The following is a 14,105-nucleotide window of genomic DNA, read 5'->3' on the forward strand; positions in this document are numbered from 1 at the left end:
ATGAACACCACTATCGCCATGCTGCGGCTCATGCGACCGGCCAATATCATCACGGCTGTTTCCGACATCCTCGCCGGTGCCGCCATTGCACTGTTTGCCGGCAATGCCGACTGGCGGGCGGTTCCCGTGGTATCTGTATTATTACTGGTGGCCGCAACCGCGGGACTGTATGGCGGCGGCGTGGTGCTGAACGATGTGTTCGACGCGGAGCTGGATCGGGTGGAGCGCCCCGAGCGCCCGATCCCGAGTGGCGCCATCGGCCGGGGAGCGGCCGCGCTGCTCGGTGCTGCACTGCTGGTAGCCGGTATTGTGGCGGCCGGATTCGTGCACCGGCCCCATTGGCTCTCTGCCTCGTTCTTGCTTGCGGGCGCCATTGCGGTGGCGGCGGTGATTTACGATAAATGGGGCAAGCACCATTCGCTGGCGGGCCCGCTCAACATGGGGCTTTGCCGCGGGCTGAACCTGCTGCTGGGCATGAGCCTCCTTCCCGAAGCCCTGCGCAATTACTGGCTGCTCGCACTGGTGCCTATCGTGTATATCGCGTCCATCACGATGGTGAGCCGGGGCGAGGTGCATGGCGGCAGCCGGCGCACGCTTCACAGCGCCGTGGCCCTGTACGCGATCGTGGCTGCCAGCATCTTTCTTATTTCGGTGCGCAACGGCACCTGGGCCTACGCGCTGCCCTTCCTGCTGCTCTTTGCCGGGATGATCTTTGCCCCGCTCCGCAAGGCGATCCGCGATCCGCGCGGGCCGCTGATTGGCAAGGCCGTGAAGGCAGGTGTGATCGCGCTCATCCTGATGAACGCCGCCTGGGCCGCCGCCTTCGGCAACCTGCCCGCCGCGCTGCTGATTCTCGCGCTGTTGCCCCTCTCACTTGGGTTGGCAAAAGCTTTCATGGTCACCTGACCCTTTTTAACTGAGTAGACGATCTTGTGTATGGACCATATCGAACAAACCTTCCAGGTAAACTATTCCTTCCCCGTTCATTTCACGGAGCACCTGTTTCGTGCCGGCAACGAGCTGTTTGGCGACTTCCTGCTGGCACGGCGGGGCGATACCGTTAAGAAGCTGCTGTTCCTCGTGGATTCGGAGGTAGCGCTGCATCACCCGCTCCTCGACGGGCAGATCCGCGAATACGTTTCGGGCATCGAGGGCTACGCGCTTGCCGGCATCCTGCAACTGCCCGGCGGCGAAGGGTGCAAGAACGACCGCCGGTATTTCTACGAGATCGTGGACGCGGTGAACGAGCTGGGCATCGACCGGCATTCCTACGTGGTGGCCATCGGTGGCGGGGCCCTGCTCGACCTCGCGGGCTACGCCAGCGCCGTGTCGCATCGTGGCATCCGCCATATCCGCATCCCCACCACAGTGCTCTCGCAAAACGACAGCGGCGTAGGCGTCAAGAACGGGATCAACTACGCCGGTAAGAAGAACTTCCTCGGCACCTTCGCGCCGCCGGCCGCCGTCTTCAACGATGCCTTTTTTCTGACCACGCTGTCGGACCGCGACTGGCGCTCCGGCATTGCCGAAGCCGTGAAGGTGGCGCTGATCAAGGACGCCGCCTTCTTCGGATGGCTCGAGGCGAACGCACCGCTGCTGGCGCAGCGCGACCCCGACGCCATGGAGTACCTCGTACAGCGCTGCGCTGCGCTGCACCTGGCGCACATCGCCGGCGGCGACCCCTTCGAGATGGGCTCCTCCCGGCCGCTTGACTTCGGCCACTGGAGCGCCCACAAGCTGGAGCAACTCACGGGCTTCGAATTGAAGCATGGAGAAGCCGTGGCGATGGGCATTGCGCTCGATAGCTGCTACTCCTTTGTGTCGGGCCGGCTGCCGGAAGAAGCGCTGCAACGGATCCTCGGGTTGCTGCTGCAGGTAGGCTTTGAGATCACGCATCCCGGGCTCGTCGTCGATAACGCCGAGAGTCCGTTGCTGCTGGGTCTGCAGGAGTTCCGGGAGCACCTGGGTGGAACGCTCACCATCATGCTGCTACGCGCCATCGGCAGCGGAGAGGAAGTGCACCACCTCGATGTAGCGCTGCTGCAGGAAGCCAGCCATTACCTGTTCCACTACCAGCCAATCCATTCCCCCCAATGAAAACAGCGTTCGGACACCTCGGTTACTGCACCAACATCCATGGCGGCGAAGCCTGGGCGGATCATTTCCACAACATCCGGGCGCATGTGCCGGCGGTAAAAAAGAGATTGAGCCCCGGCGCGCCGTTCGGCATCGGGCTCCGCATCGCCAACAGCGCAAGCGAGGACCTGCTGCAGGGTAACGAGTTGCGCGCCTTCCAGGAATGGCTGCAGCAGGAAGACTGCTACGTATTTACGCTCAACGGCTTTCCCTACGGCGGCTTTCATGGCACGGTGGTGAAGGACGCGGTGCATGCACCCGACTGGACCACGCGCGAGCGGGTGGCGTACACAAAGCGATTGGCCGATATATTGGCCGTGCTGCTGCCCGAAGGCCTCGACGGCGGCATCTCCACCTCGCCGCTCTCCTACAAGCCCTGGCATCCTACCGCCGTTGCGCGCAAGGAGGCGATGGTGATCGCCACCGCGCACCTGCTCGAAGTGATCCTGCACCTGGTCGGAATAAAAGCGAGCACCGGCCGCTCCATCCACATCGACCTCGAGCCCGAGCCGGGCGGACTGATCGAGACCGGTGCCGAGTTCATCCACTGGTACGAGACCGTATTACTACCGGAAGGCACCACAACCCTTGCGCGGGAAGTCGGCTTCTCGGCGGAAGCGGCCGATGCGGCCATCCGGGAGCACCTGCAGCTTTGTTTCGATATCTGTCATTATGCAGTAGGATTCGAAGACGTGGAGGCCGCAATCGCGGAACTTGAAGCGAAGCGGATCAGGGTAGGCAAGATCCAGGTCAGTGCCGCGCTCCGTGCGCCGCTTCCCGACGAGCCTGCGGCGCGAATGAATGTGATCGACGCCTTCCGCGCTTTCGACGAGCCTACCTACCTGCACCAGGTAGTGGCCCTGACGAAGGAAGGGGCGCGCATTTATTATGACGACCTGCCTGCCGCGCTGGCGGATGCCGGCCGCACCGATACGCGGGAGTGGCGCGCGCATTTTCATGTGCCGCTGTTCGTGGACGACTACGGCCTGCTCCGCTCCACCCGGCCCGAAATCAAGACCGTACTTGCCCTGCAGCAGCAGCGACCCTTCACTGCGCACCTCGAAGTGGAGACCTACACCTGGGACGTGTCGCCGGAGGCCATGAAGCTGCCGCTTACCGAATCGATCGCGCGCGAGCTCGAATGGGTGAACGGCCTCATGAAAGCGCCGCACCTGTCCACATCCAACACCAATGTTTAATCCATGATGCACAAGACCGTAGTGATCGATATCGTGGGGCTCTCGCAATCGCTGATCGGAACGCATACCCCCTTCCTGCAGCAGTATGTCAACGAAAAAGGGTTGCAGACCGTACGCCCCGTGCTGCCCGCCGTCACCACTACGATGCAGTCGGTCTACCTCACCGGGAAGCCGGCATCGGAGCATGGCGTCGTGGGCAATGGCTGGTACGACCGGAGCGATTGCGAGGTGAAGTTCTGGAAGCAATCCAACAAGCTCGTGACGGCCGAAAAGATCTGGGAGCGCGCGAAACGCGAAGATCCTTCCTTGACCTGTGCCAACCTGTTCTGGTGGTACAATATGTATTCGTCGGCCGACTACTCGGTGACGCCACGCCCCAACTACCTCGCCGATGGGCGCAAGCTGCCCGACTGCTACTCTCATCCAGCGGGCCTCCGCGACGAGCTGCAGGCGCGGCTCGGGCAGTTCCCGCTGTTCCAGTTCTGGGGGCCGGGCGCCAGCATCAGGTCTACGCAATGGATCGCCGACGCGGCGCGCATCACCGAGGAAAAATTCAACCCGACACTGACGCTCATCTACCTGCCGCACCTCGATTACTGCCTGCAGAAATACGGTCCCGACGAGGCGAAGATCGCCGCCGACCTGCGCGATACCGACCGCGTGGTGCAGGAGCTCGTTGCTTTTTACCGGGCAAGAGGGGCACGCGTGGTCCTGCTGTCGGAGTACGGCATCGGCGCGGTAGACCGGCCCCTCCACCTCAACCGGCTGCTTCGGGAGCAGGGACTGCTGGCCATCCGCGAGGAGCGGGGACTCGAGCTGCTCGACGCCGGCGCCTCGAAGGCCTTCGTGGTAGCCGATCACCAGGTGGCGCATGTCTACATCAACGATGCTTCCGTGACACAGCAGGTGAAGGAACTGATGGCAGGTGTCGAAGGGGTTGCCCGGGTGCTCGACCGCGCCGCTCAGAAAGAATTTGGTATCGATCATGAGCGGGCCGGCGACCTCGTGCTGATGGCCGACGCGCGGAGCTGGTTCACCTACTATTTCTGGCTCGACGATGCGAAGGCGCCCGATTACGCCCGTTGCGTCGACATCCACAAGAAGCCCGGCTACGACCCGGTGGAGCTGTTCATGACCTCCAAGGCGCGGGCGGCCTACAAGCTGCTGCGCAAGAAGGCAGGCTTCCGCTATGTGATGGACGTGATTCCTCTCGATGCCACGCTCGTGAAGGGTTCCCACGGCTCCCTGGATACACCCCGCGACTTATACCCGGTGCTGATCGCCGACCTGGAAACGGGCGCTGACTTATCGGCAACGGAAGTATACGACGTGCTGTGGCGGCACCTGACCGAAGCATAGCCACCGGTTGCAGTCGGAGCGCTTCTTCATCCCGGAACGTTTGCCGCGGGCACGGTTTTTATGCCCTGGAAGCGGGTGCGTGCGGGGTCGCAGATGTCGGATCCAACGTATTCCGGCTGTTCCCCGAACTCGCCAAGATCTTCGGACTTGCCTTGTGCTGGTGGCCATCATTACTTAACCTTTTTAGCGCCTCCGATGAAAGCAATCAACCTCCTGTTCATGGTCCTCTTCGTGGTGAGTGCTGCCCTTCAATACAACGACCCGGACCCTTATCTCTGGATGCCCATCTACCTGCTGGGCGCCTTTCTCTGCTGGGAAGCGGCCCGGGGGCGCTTCCGCGGTCCGCTCTATGCGCTCGCCATCGGTGGGTACAGCCTGTATATGGTCGTGCTGCTCCTGCGTGCCGATGGAGTGCTGAGCTGGGCACGCGACCACGACCGCGAGAGCCTCGTGCAAAGCATGAAGGCCACCAAGCCCTGGGTCGAGAACACGCGCGAGTTCGGCGGGCTCGCACTTTTGCTTCTCATCCTGCTCCTCAACTGGTTTTACTGGCGGCCACGTGCGCACCGCGTCAGCAGGGGAACTGCGGGCGCTACGCGACTCTAGCTTTGTTGTTGCCTGCCTCAAGAGGCGGAGAGTTTGTCATCATTCCGCAGCACATCATGGAGTTTCAATCAGCAGCGCCCGTCGGGCGCTTTTTTCATGACTGGGATCCGGGTCGGCAGAGGAGGTATTGCGCCCGCAGAAATACGGGGTCAGCGGCGGTTGTCGAGGAGTGCCTTTGCTTCGCGCAGGATGTATCCGTCCTGGAAATAGGCATACAGGTTCTTGCCCGGGCAGGTCGTTTGCTTCGAGTGATCGCGGTGGGTGGAAAGCGAGTCGGCGGGAATGTTGTACGTGCGGCTGCAATGCGCGATGAGGCGCACGAGGGCTGCCAGCTGTGCGGGTGGTACCTCCTGCTCCTCGAGGTTGCCGAGGCAGGTGAGCAGCAGGTGCCCCGACGGATCGTACTCGGTGGCCGTTTCGCCGGCCGTGTTCGGGTTGCGTCCTTCGTAGATGGTGCCGTCGGGCGCGATGAGAAAATGATAGGGGATGTCGGCCCACTTGCGGTCGGGGCCCATGCCCCATCGCTGGATGGCAAAGATCTTTTTGGCAGCGTCGGCCGACGGGTCGAGGCGAGTGCCTTCGTGGTGTACGGTGATGCGCACCGGCACCTGCGGACGATAGGGTTTTGCCTCGGCGGCGCCCCAGGCGGAGCGCGGCAGGATCGGGACCAGCGGGCCGGCCGTTGCGGTCGCTGCTTTTTTAGGAGGGCTGCACTGCAGGCAGAGGAGCGCCCCAAGCAGGAGAGAGGTGTTGCGTAGTTTCATAGTCGGTTAAGGGTTGAGGGCCTGCTCGCTCCGGGCACTCTCGTTGCCGCTGCGGTCTACGGCGCTGAGGGCGATGCGGGCGAGGCGTTGCCCCGCTTTATTGACGGTGATCGTGGACGGTACCATTGTAGTGCGCTCCTGCGCGTCGAGGATGCGGTAGCTCCAGCTGTTGCCATACTGCGTGTAGAGCACCCAGCGGAATACGTCGCCAGCCTCCCGGTGGGTCCATTCCGCCCGCAGCGAGTCGCCCTGCACCGTGGCGCGCAGCTCCGGTGCGGCCGGGGCTTTGGCGTCGAGCCAGGGCGATGCGGGCACGAGGGCAGGGCGCTTGTAAGGGCCGGCGAGCAGGGCATTGGCCATATTCGGACTCTTGAACACCTGCCCGATGCTCCAGTGGATGACGCCCTTGCTGTCGGGCAGCATCCCGCGCGATACCATGATCTGGTTCATCACTTCCGTCACATTCCGGGCGCTGGTGTCGGAGCCGACGCTGATGCCCGGCCAGAGGTGGCGGCCCTTCGTGTTTTCGCGCTGCCACCAGCCGAGCAGCACCGGGAAGCTTTGCTGCGGCCGCGTGATCGGCCAGTATAATTGCGGGGCGAAGTAATCGATCCAGCCTTTATTGAGCCACAGCTTCGCATCGGCATACAGCACGTCGTACTGGTCGAAGCAGCAGGCCGTCTCCGGCTGACCAGGGCGGTAGATGCCGAATGGCGAAAGGCCGAACTTGACGGTCTTCTTTTCCTTTTTGATCTCGGTATAGAGATTCGCGATGAAGGAGTTCACCGCCTCGCGGCGCCAGTCGCCGCGCGACAATTTGCCGCCGCCTGCCACGTAGGCCGCGTACGACACGGAATCCGGAAAATCCTCGCCTTTGTTGTATTCCTTGTAGGGATAGAAGTAGTCGTCGAAGTGAACGCCGTCGATGTCGTAGCGCCGCACGATGTCGAGCACCACGTTCGTGGAGTGTTGCTTCGTGCCTTCGAGCGCCGGGTCGAACCAATGGTAGCCGGGCGATTTGAGCGGCAGCACCAGCTCGGGCCTGCGGCGTGCGAGCGAGGAGTCGGTGACGGGTCCGCCCGACGGGTGGTGTACGCGGTAGGGGTTCAGCCACACGTGCAGCTCGAGCCCGCGGCGGTGCGCCTCCTCGGTCCAGAACTGCAGCGGGTCGTAATAGGGATCAGGAGCCTTGCCCTGCTGCCCGGTGAGGTAGTAGCTCCAGGGCTCAAGCGAGCTTTGGTAGAGCGCATCGGCCTGCGGCCGCACCTGGAACACGACGGCGTTGAAGTGATGCGTCTTCAGGAAATCGAGCAGGGTTACGGCCTCCAGCTTTTGGGAATCGACCGGGAGCCCGGGCTTGCTGGGCCAGTTGATGTTGGCGACGGTGGCCACCCAGGCCGCGCGGAACTCGCGCTCGGCGCGGGGCTCGGCGGTGGCGGCGGAAGGGGCCGGTTTCGACGTGCGGCAGGAAGCGGCAAGCAGGAGGATACCGAATAAATACAGGCGTTGGATCCGGGGCATGGCAAGCAAGGTTGGTGCTGCCCAAACTTAGCTTGTTTTGCCCGGATCGGATCGACCCACCTGTATCAACGGCTTCCGGGCATGAACGAACTGCTGGCCCGTAGTTCGGTCAGCGGAACCGGGTTACACGCACACGCCGAATGGCCCGCCCCTGTACCGATCAGGGTACCTTGACCTTCAGTGCCCAGAGATCCGTAGATCCACGGGCGCCGCTGATGATGCCGTCGTTGCTTCCGGTGCCGCCGGCAAAAAGCAGGGCGCCGTCGGCCGTGCGCAGCAGGGTTTGCGGCGATTCGAAAAAGGTGCCGCCGAAGGTGCCCGACCAAAGGAGGTTGCCGGCCGCATCGTGCCGGGTGATCCAGAGGTCGGAGGCGGTGGTGCCGCCCCGCGCCGCAAGGTCGCCGTCGTTGCTGGTAGTGGCCGCCGCCAGGATCAGCGAGCCGTCCGTATCCCGCAGCATGCCAACGGCGTTGTCGGACCTTGTGCCGCCGAAGACCCTGCTCCAGGTCCTGGTGCCGGCAGCGTCCACCTTCACCAGCCAGCTGTCGACGCCACCGCGGGGGCTGCTGATGTCGCCATCGGGGCTGTCGGTGGAGCCGGCAAAAAGGAAGCTGCCATCGGGATTGGGGATCACCTCCCAGGCGCCGTCCGACTTGCTGCCGCCATACACCTTGCTCCAGATCTTGTTGCCGCTGCCGTCGGTCTTGAGGAGCCAGGCATCGAAGCCCTCGGTGGGGGTATTGTGCAGGCCGCTGATGTCGCCGTCGTTGCTGCGGGTGCTGCCGCCGAATACGAACCCGCCGTCCCCCGACGGAGCAATGGCGTAGAAAAAGTCATTGTAGCTACCTCCGAAGACCTTGCTCCAGACGATATTTCCGTCTCCATCGAGCCGGATGGCCCAGGCATTGACGCTCCCGTTGTTCCCGGGCACGTCGCCGTTGGTGCTCTGACTGGTGCCGGCCACCACGAAGCCGCCGTCGGCCGTGGCGATGATCTTGTGTCCCTCATCGGAAGCCGTGCCGCCGTAGGTCCGGCTCCAGCGGATATCTCCGTTCGCGTCCAGCTTCGTCACCCATAGGTCGTAGTTGCCGCGGTTTGCGCTGATATCGCCGTTGCTGCTCGAAGTAGTGCCGGCAAAGACGATTGCGCCGTCGGGCATTACGAGCACCGATTCGGCGACGTCGCCGCCCGAGCCGCCATAGGTACGGGCCCATAGTTTTTCGCCGGCAGGCGTCAGCTTCACGACCCAGGCATCGCCGAACCCGCGGTGGCCGGTGACGTCGTCGGAATTGCTTTTGGTGGTGCCGGCGAGGATATAATGGCCATCGGCGGTTTGTGCCGCGGAGCGGGCCTCGTCTTCGTTGCTGCCACCGTATACCCGGCTCCAGAGCACCGGTGTGGAAGCCGGGCCGGGCGCGTCTGCGGTTCGTTTTTTACAGGAGGGCGCAAGAAGCACCAGCAGGATCAGGAGGGTTGTAAAGCGGTTCATATCCATACACGATTGCACTGCGTAAAGGAACGAAAAATCCGGCTGTACCGGAGGGCGTTGCCCTGGTGCTGCCTATCCGTCTTTCTTTTTCATTAAGCTCCTGTTCGCCACGCACCAGTGTCGTGCGCCGCGTTTATGCACGACCAATGAATTCGTCTCTCATTATCCAATTCCCCCATTACCCCATTACCCCATTCCTAAAGCTCCTCCTTCCCGGCCGCCTGCCCCTTATCCTGCTGCTTGTCTTCCTCGATGGCGGGGATGGCTTCGCGGAAGATAAGGCCGGTGCGGGCGGCGTGCTCGGCGGCCTCCACGGAGTTCTCGGTCAGGATCATCTCCACCTTGTGCTCCTTGAACGACTCCTGTATTTCTACGGCTACGCGGCGGCGCTCGGGCAGCGCGAGGTCGCGGATGTAGACGGCGAGGATGCGGCCGGGGTAGCGGCGCACGGCCTCGCGGTAGATGGCGGGGTCTTCCTGGCCGGAATCGCCCACGAGCACAAAGGGCAGCTGCGGATACATGGCCAGGATCTGCTCGATCTCCTTCATCTTATGCCCCATGTGGCCGCCCTCGGCCTCGGCATTTTTTGGCTCGTTGAGCCCGAAATCGCGGAGCAGCAGCGGCCCCGCAGGGATGCCGTTGAGGTCGAGGAAGTCGCGGAGCAGGTCGTACAGGTTCCAGGGCGAGGAGCTCACGTAAAAGAAGGGGTTGTTGCGCTTGCCGTTGCGCCCGAGCTGCAGGGCCTTGTAGAACTCCGATACGCCGGCATAGGGGAGGCGGGTACGCGCATTGTGCAGGAAGGTGCTGCGGCTCATCGAAAGAAGACTCGTGGCGCCGGTCTGCACCACCGTGTCGTCGATGTCGGAGATGATGCCGTACTCGGCGTCGTGTGGCGGGATCATGATCTCGGCCACCGTGCGCCCTCCCTTTTCGTGGGGGATGGGCGCATCGAGTAGCTCGAGCTCCAGCGGGTGCCAGAGCGCCTCGTTGAGGATCGGCTCCACTGGGTTCAGGTCGAACACGAAATAGCCTTCGCGGTCGGTAACGACATCGTGCGCTTCGCTGCCGAGGCGCACCCGCAGCCGCGCACCCGCTACCTCGTCGCTTTCGAAGCGCTTGTACATGTTGAGCAGGTTGTTGAGCACCGTGTCTTTGTCGCCCGCAGCGGCGATGCCTTTGTCTTCGAGCACCCGCCCCTTGAGGTAAACCTTGCGCGGTGTGCCGTAGGTGCGGTAGGGAACGATCTGCACGGGGGCGTTGAGGCCGAGGCGGCGGGTAAAGCCGTTGCGCAAAACGTCCCAGCGCTCTTCGAGTTGGGCCGCGGAGCGCTTGAACAGGTCTTTCCAGTGGGGCATGACGTTGCGGTTTAAAAAGCTACCTGCAAAAAGAGTGCGCAGGCTGATAAGTCAAAATTCAAAATTAAAAAACGGTATCGTTTGGTCAGGTTGTCTGCTGGCAGTGACTTGCAAACACGCTGGTACCATCGCAGGTCAATAGTGCTGCGCATACGGCTGGCCGGGGAAGGGAACAGGTTGATCGAGCATGATTTTTTTGACTCTTGACTTTGGAATTTTGAATTGAATGGATGAACGCACCGACGAGATCAACGGCATCACCCTCCACAGCTACACCTCCGGCGATCCCGGCGGAGCCCCCGTGGTCTTCCTGCACGGCTTTCCCGAGTGGGGCGGTGCCTGGAAGGCGCAGCTCCGGTACCTCGCGGCGCGCGGCTGCTATTGCGTGGCGCCCGATCAGCGGGGCTATGGGCAAAGCAGCAAGCCCCGGGGCATCCGCTCCTATACCACGCCCACGCTGGCGGCCGATATCGCCGGCCTCATCGGCTGCCTCGGCACCGGCCCGGTAACGCTCGTAGGGCACGATTGGGGCGGGGGCGTGGCCTGGGAGGTCGCGCGGCGCCGGCCCGACCTCGTTCGGCGATTGGTGATCCTCAACATGCCGCACCCCGATGCCATCCGGCAGGTGCTCCGGGAGAACGGCGCGCAGCGCCGCAAAAGCTGGTATATCGCCTTCTTTCAGCTGCCGCTGCTGCCGGAAGCCTGTTGTTCCGCTTTCGGCTACCGGCTGCTGCGCCGCACCCTGCAGCGTAGTGTGCGCCGCGGTACCTTCTCTGAATCAGACCTGAACCGTTACCGCGACGCCTGGGCGCAGCCGGGCGCCCTGCGCGGGATGCTCCACTGGTACCGCGCCCTCCGTTACCACCGCCCGGCGCCTTTTACGGTAGCACTACCGACGCTGCTCCTCTGGGGCAGGCGCGATGCCTTCCTGGAGCCTGCCAACGCCGCCCTGAGCCTCGCCCGCTGCACCCAGGGCACGCTCCGCTACTTCGACAACGCCACGCACTGGCTGCACCACGAGGAGCCGGAAGCGGTGAGTGAGGCGATACTTGGCTTCATACGGGAGTGTTAAGTCGAAGTTCTAAAGCAAGGACAGGGCACGCGTGCAGACAAAAAAGCCTTCCGCACCGGAAGGCTTTTTCAAGTAGTTATCGAACCCTGGTCACGTCAAACACCGGGCTAGTTCACCGCCCGCACCTTCTTCTCGACGCGGATCACCTTTCCTTCGGCATTGACGCCTTCGAGCACGAGGCGGAAGTGCTTCGTTACGTCGTTGTTGTAGAATTGCAGCCGGATCTTGCGGCGGGTCTTGTCGGTATAGATCGTGGGCGACCAGAGCAGCGTGCTGCGGTAATCGCCGTAGGCATCGCGCTCCGAGGGCTTTGCATAGTCGGGCGAGAAGAATTCCTTCACGGGAGAGTAACCCTGGATCGTGACGAAGGACATGCCCTTGAAGCTCGGGTCGGTCGCGCCTTCGCCGCCCTTGCGCGTATAGATGGCGATCACGCCGCCACCGCCGCCGGTCATGATGCTTTCGCCCGGTCGGAACACTTTCACATAGGCAATGTCGTGCACGGAAATGGAACCCACCTGCGCTACGTCGGACTGCATCTCGTCGAGGTAGAGGGCCGGTGAGCCGCCACGCCAGGTGAGCGTCGGGTTGGGGCCGCTGTTGCTGATCTGGAGGCCGGCCACCTTGCCCTGCAGGAACTGGAACACGTTGGCATAGCTCGTACCCATCGGGTCGTTCACGAGGTCGAAGCCCTTGCCGCCGCCGGCAAACATGCCACGCGCATACTTCTGGTCCATCTTGGCGAGGGGCGACTGCGCCTTACCTGCAACGGTTACGTTGGCGAGCTGCACCGAGCGTGCAAACTGCTGCGCCGACTGCTGGCTGAGCGCGGTCACCTTCTGGTTAGCGGCAATCGTGGCCACGTCGGGCGCGGCTATGCCCACCAGCACCGAGGAGTCGAGCAGCGAGCGGATACCGGGTTTATACAGTCCGTTGTCGAGCCGGAGCACGCCGGCATCCGAAGGCAGGCTCTTGTTGCTGAGCGAAAAGTAAAGGCGCGCCGGACCGTAGAACACGAGTCCTTCGGAAAAGATGTTGCCCTTGCGGTCTACCGGCAGCACGATGATGTCCTTGGTAGTGTCGGCCGTTTGCAGGATGCCGTTGACCTGGAGGCCGGGTCCCAGCAGCCCGGGCGGCACGCCCACAAGTCCGCCGGTGATGGCCAGGAAGGAGTGCTCGGTGTAGCGGCGCGGCGGCAGGCGGCGGGCCCACACGTCGCTCCAGTTGTAGCGGCGCCAGCCATGCGTGAGCATCAGCAGGTCGGTATGGTAAGCGGCGCTGTCGCTGTTGCTGAATACGTAATAATACGGGTTGTTGATGCTGCCCCGCAGCTCGCTCGTCAGCAGGAGGCGGCTCACGATATTGTCTTCCATCGGACCCGGTGCGTTGAGGTCGGCGTCGGTCACCGACAGCGAAAGGTTGGTGGGCACCGTATCGGAAACCGAGATCTCGAGCTTGTTGAGCCCGCGCTTGTTGAAGTTCTTTTGCGTCAGGTACACGTCGCCGTCGAACTCGAAGTCGCGGTTGTTGACGAAGCTGATCCGCTCCAGCAGCGGCTGCCGGTTGCGGTCGAAGACGGTGATGCAGAGGATGCCGCTGCGCAGGTTGCCGGTGGGGAATACGCCGCTCGCCGTGACGCGGCTGGTCATATTGATGTCGGCCTTGAACAACACCTCCTGGTTCATGAACGCCACCACCTGCAGTTCCTTCTGGGCCTCGGGCACGTCTGCCGTGCGCAGGAGCGTGAAGCGCTTGCCGGTTTCGTGGTCGGTGATGGCGAGGAGCGTGCCCTGGGGGCGGGCGGGGGGCAGCTTGCTGCTGTATGGCTTGCCACGGCCGTCTTTCCAGCTTACCGTATAAGTACGGCCCTCCTCCGGGATGAAGGTAAAGCGGCCCATGCCGTCGTGGATCGTGCGGAGCTCGGCAACGCTCTTTCCCTTATCGTCGGTGACCGTGCCGCCGACGCGCAGCGGGGCGCCGCGCTCGTCGGTGGCCTTGAAGGCTACCGTGCCGGGAAGACCCACAATGAGGTCGCCGCCCTCGGGCAGGAGCCGCAGCGCGGGCGCTGCCGGCTTGAGCGTGGTCTTGCGGACGCCGAGCACCGGGATGGCTTTCGTGTAGAGAAAGCCTGTGTCGCTGTTGAGCATGGACACCGTATAGGCCTTGAAGAAAACGGCCGGCTTAACGAAATTCGAGTCGATCGTAAAAGAGCCCGTGGCCGCCGCGAATGCAACGGGACTGCTGTGGCGCTGCAGCACGCGACCGTCCTCATCGAGGAGCTCGGCGTAGAAGCTCGAAGACACACCCGATGGAAAGCCGCCGGCATAGAGGTAGGCCTTGAACCAGATCGTTTCGCCGGGGTTGTACTGGCTTTTATCAAAATGCACGTGCACCCGCTCCTGCGGGTCGGCGCGCTGCCGGAAGGCGAGCAGGGAGTCGAGGCCCTGGGAAAAGGCGGCAGGGGCGCAGGAGAGCAGGAGGAGTGAGAGGAGGAAACGCAACAACATAAGGCAGAAATAGGTTCCGCTAAGTAAAACCGATTTGCGGGAAGTGGCAAATGGATTAACATTTTTGCGGTACCGGGGACCTGTTCGCTATGCTTAC

The 14,105-nt window shown here is 62.9% G+C and carries 11 protein-coding genes; 6 read left to right on the forward strand and 5 right to left on the reverse strand.

From position 1 onward, the window contains the following. From eboC to ABD937_RS22015, 5 genes are all read left to right on the forward strand, one after another. Nucleotides 1–906: a UbiA-like protein EboC gene (eboC, locus tag ABD937_RS21995; RefSeq protein WP_345258149.1), complete on the forward strand. Its 906-nt coding sequence runs from the start codon at nt 1–3 to the stop codon at nt 904–906. A 30-nt stretch (nt 907–936) separates the two neighbouring features. Next, entirely contained in the window at nt 937–2,097 is a 1,161-nt protein-coding gene (locus tag ABD937_RS22000; RefSeq protein WP_345258150.1) for a 3-dehydroquinate synthase, read from the forward strand. After that, complete coding sequence (gene eboE / locus ABD937_RS22005; protein ID WP_345258151.1) at nt 2,094–3,335, forward strand: metabolite traffic protein EboE; 1,242 nt, start codon at nt 2,094–2,096, stop codon at nt 3,333–3,335. Before ABD937_RS22000 ends, eboE begins: the two co-directional genes overlap by 4 nt. Before the next feature lie 3 nt (nt 3,336–3,338). Continuing rightward, the gene (locus ABD937_RS22010) at nt 3,339–4,694 is read left to right on the forward strand and encodes an alkaline phosphatase family protein (RefSeq protein ID WP_345258152.1); all 1,356 of its coding nucleotides are present in this window, start codon (nt 3,339–3,341) and stop codon (nt 4,692–4,694) included. Nucleotides 4,695–4,889: 195 nt separating this feature from the next. Continuing rightward, the gene (locus ABD937_RS22015; protein WP_345258153.1) at nt 4,890–5,300 is read left to right on the forward strand and encodes a transmembrane 220 family protein; all 411 of its coding nucleotides are present in this window, start codon (nt 4,890–4,892) and stop codon (nt 5,298–5,300) included. 149 nt (nt 5,301–5,449) lie between these two features. Here ABD937_RS22015 and ABD937_RS22020 read toward each other — a convergent pair whose 3' ends face one another. The 4 genes from ABD937_RS22020 to ABD937_RS22035 form a co-directional block, all read right to left on the reverse strand. Further along, nucleotides 5,450–6,064: an N-acetylmuramoyl-L-alanine amidase gene (locus ABD937_RS22020; RefSeq protein WP_345258154.1), complete on the reverse strand. Its 615-nt coding sequence runs from the start codon at nt 6,062–6,064 to the stop codon at nt 5,450–5,452. A 6-nt stretch (nt 6,065–6,070) separates the two neighbouring features. Next, entirely contained in the window at nt 6,071–7,585 is a 1,515-nt protein-coding gene (locus ABD937_RS22025; protein ID WP_345258155.1) for a glycoside hydrolase family 10-like protein, read from the reverse strand. 160 nt (nt 7,586–7,745) lie between these two features. Continuing rightward, complete coding sequence (locus ABD937_RS22030) at nt 7,746–9,074, reverse strand: hypothetical protein (RefSeq protein WP_345258156.1); 1,329 nt, start codon at nt 9,072–9,074, stop codon at nt 7,746–7,748. Nucleotides 9,075–9,271: 197 nt separating this feature from the next. Next, nucleotides 9,272–10,429: an App1 family protein phosphatidate phosphatase gene (locus ABD937_RS22035; protein ID WP_345258157.1), complete on the reverse strand. Its 1,158-nt coding sequence runs from the start codon at nt 10,427–10,429 to the stop codon at nt 9,272–9,274. Nucleotides 10,430–10,655: 226 nt separating this feature from the next. Between ABD937_RS22035 and ABD937_RS22040 the strand changes: the two genes are divergently transcribed. Then, nucleotides 10,656–11,501 (forward strand): alpha/beta fold hydrolase, encoded by an 846-nt coding sequence (locus ABD937_RS22040; RefSeq protein WP_345258158.1) that lies wholly within the window; start codon nt 10,656–10,658, stop codon nt 11,499–11,501. 107 nt (nt 11,502–11,608) lie between these two features. Here the strand turns inward: ABD937_RS22040 and ABD937_RS22045 are convergent, their stop codons facing one another. Further along, nucleotides 11,609–14,008 carry a hypothetical protein gene (locus ABD937_RS22045; protein ID WP_345258159.1) on the reverse strand — a complete coding sequence of 800 codons (2,400 nt, stop codon included), beginning with the start codon at nt 14,006–14,008 and terminating at the stop codon, nt 11,609–11,611. Nucleotides 14,009–14,105 lie beyond the last annotated feature (97 nt).

Origin of the sequence: Flaviaestuariibacter amylovorans, assembly GCF_039541815.1 — a bacterium.
GTDB lineage: Bacteria > Bacteroidota > Bacteroidia > Chitinophagales > Chitinophagaceae > Flavisolibacter > Flavisolibacter amylovorans.

What these genes read in the sequence shown, in the direction of transcription:
- eboC (WP_345258149.1), top strand. Translation starts at nt 1, where the DNA reads ATGAACACCACTATCGCCATGCTGCGGCTCATGCGACCGGCCAATATC.
- ABD937_RS22000 (WP_345258150.1), top strand. Translation starts at nt 937, where the DNA reads ATGGACCATATCGAACAAACCTTCCAGGTAAACTATTCCTTCCCCGTT.
- eboE (WP_345258151.1), top strand. Translation starts at nt 2,094, where the DNA reads ATGAAAACAGCGTTCGGACACCTCGGTTACTGCACCAACATCCATGGC.
- ABD937_RS22010 (WP_345258152.1), top strand. Translation starts at nt 3,339, where the DNA reads ATGATGCACAAGACCGTAGTGATCGATATCGTGGGGCTCTCGCAATCG.
- ABD937_RS22015 (WP_345258153.1), top strand. Translation starts at nt 4,890, where the DNA reads ATGAAAGCAATCAACCTCCTGTTCATGGTCCTCTTCGTGGTGAGTGCT.
- ABD937_RS22020 (WP_345258154.1), bottom strand. Translation starts at nt 6,064, where the DNA reads ATGAAACTACGCAACACCTCTCTCCTGCTTGGGGCGCTCCTCTGCCTG.
- ABD937_RS22025 (WP_345258155.1), bottom strand. Translation starts at nt 7,585, where the DNA reads ATGCCCCGGATCCAACGCCTGTATTTATTCGGTATCCTCCTGCTTGCC.
- ABD937_RS22030 (WP_345258156.1), bottom strand. Translation starts at nt 9,074, where the DNA reads ATGAACCGCTTTACAACCCTCCTGATCCTGCTGGTGCTTCTTGCGCCC.
- ABD937_RS22035 (WP_345258157.1), bottom strand. Translation starts at nt 10,429, where the DNA reads ATGCCCCACTGGAAAGACCTGTTCAAGCGCTCCGCGGCCCAACTCGAA.
- ABD937_RS22040 (WP_345258158.1), top strand. Translation starts at nt 10,656, where the DNA reads ATGGATGAACGCACCGACGAGATCAACGGCATCACCCTCCACAGCTAC.
- ABD937_RS22045 (WP_345258159.1), bottom strand. Translation starts at nt 14,008, where the DNA reads ATGTTGTTGCGTTTCCTCCTCTCACTCCTCCTGCTCTCCTGCGCCCCT.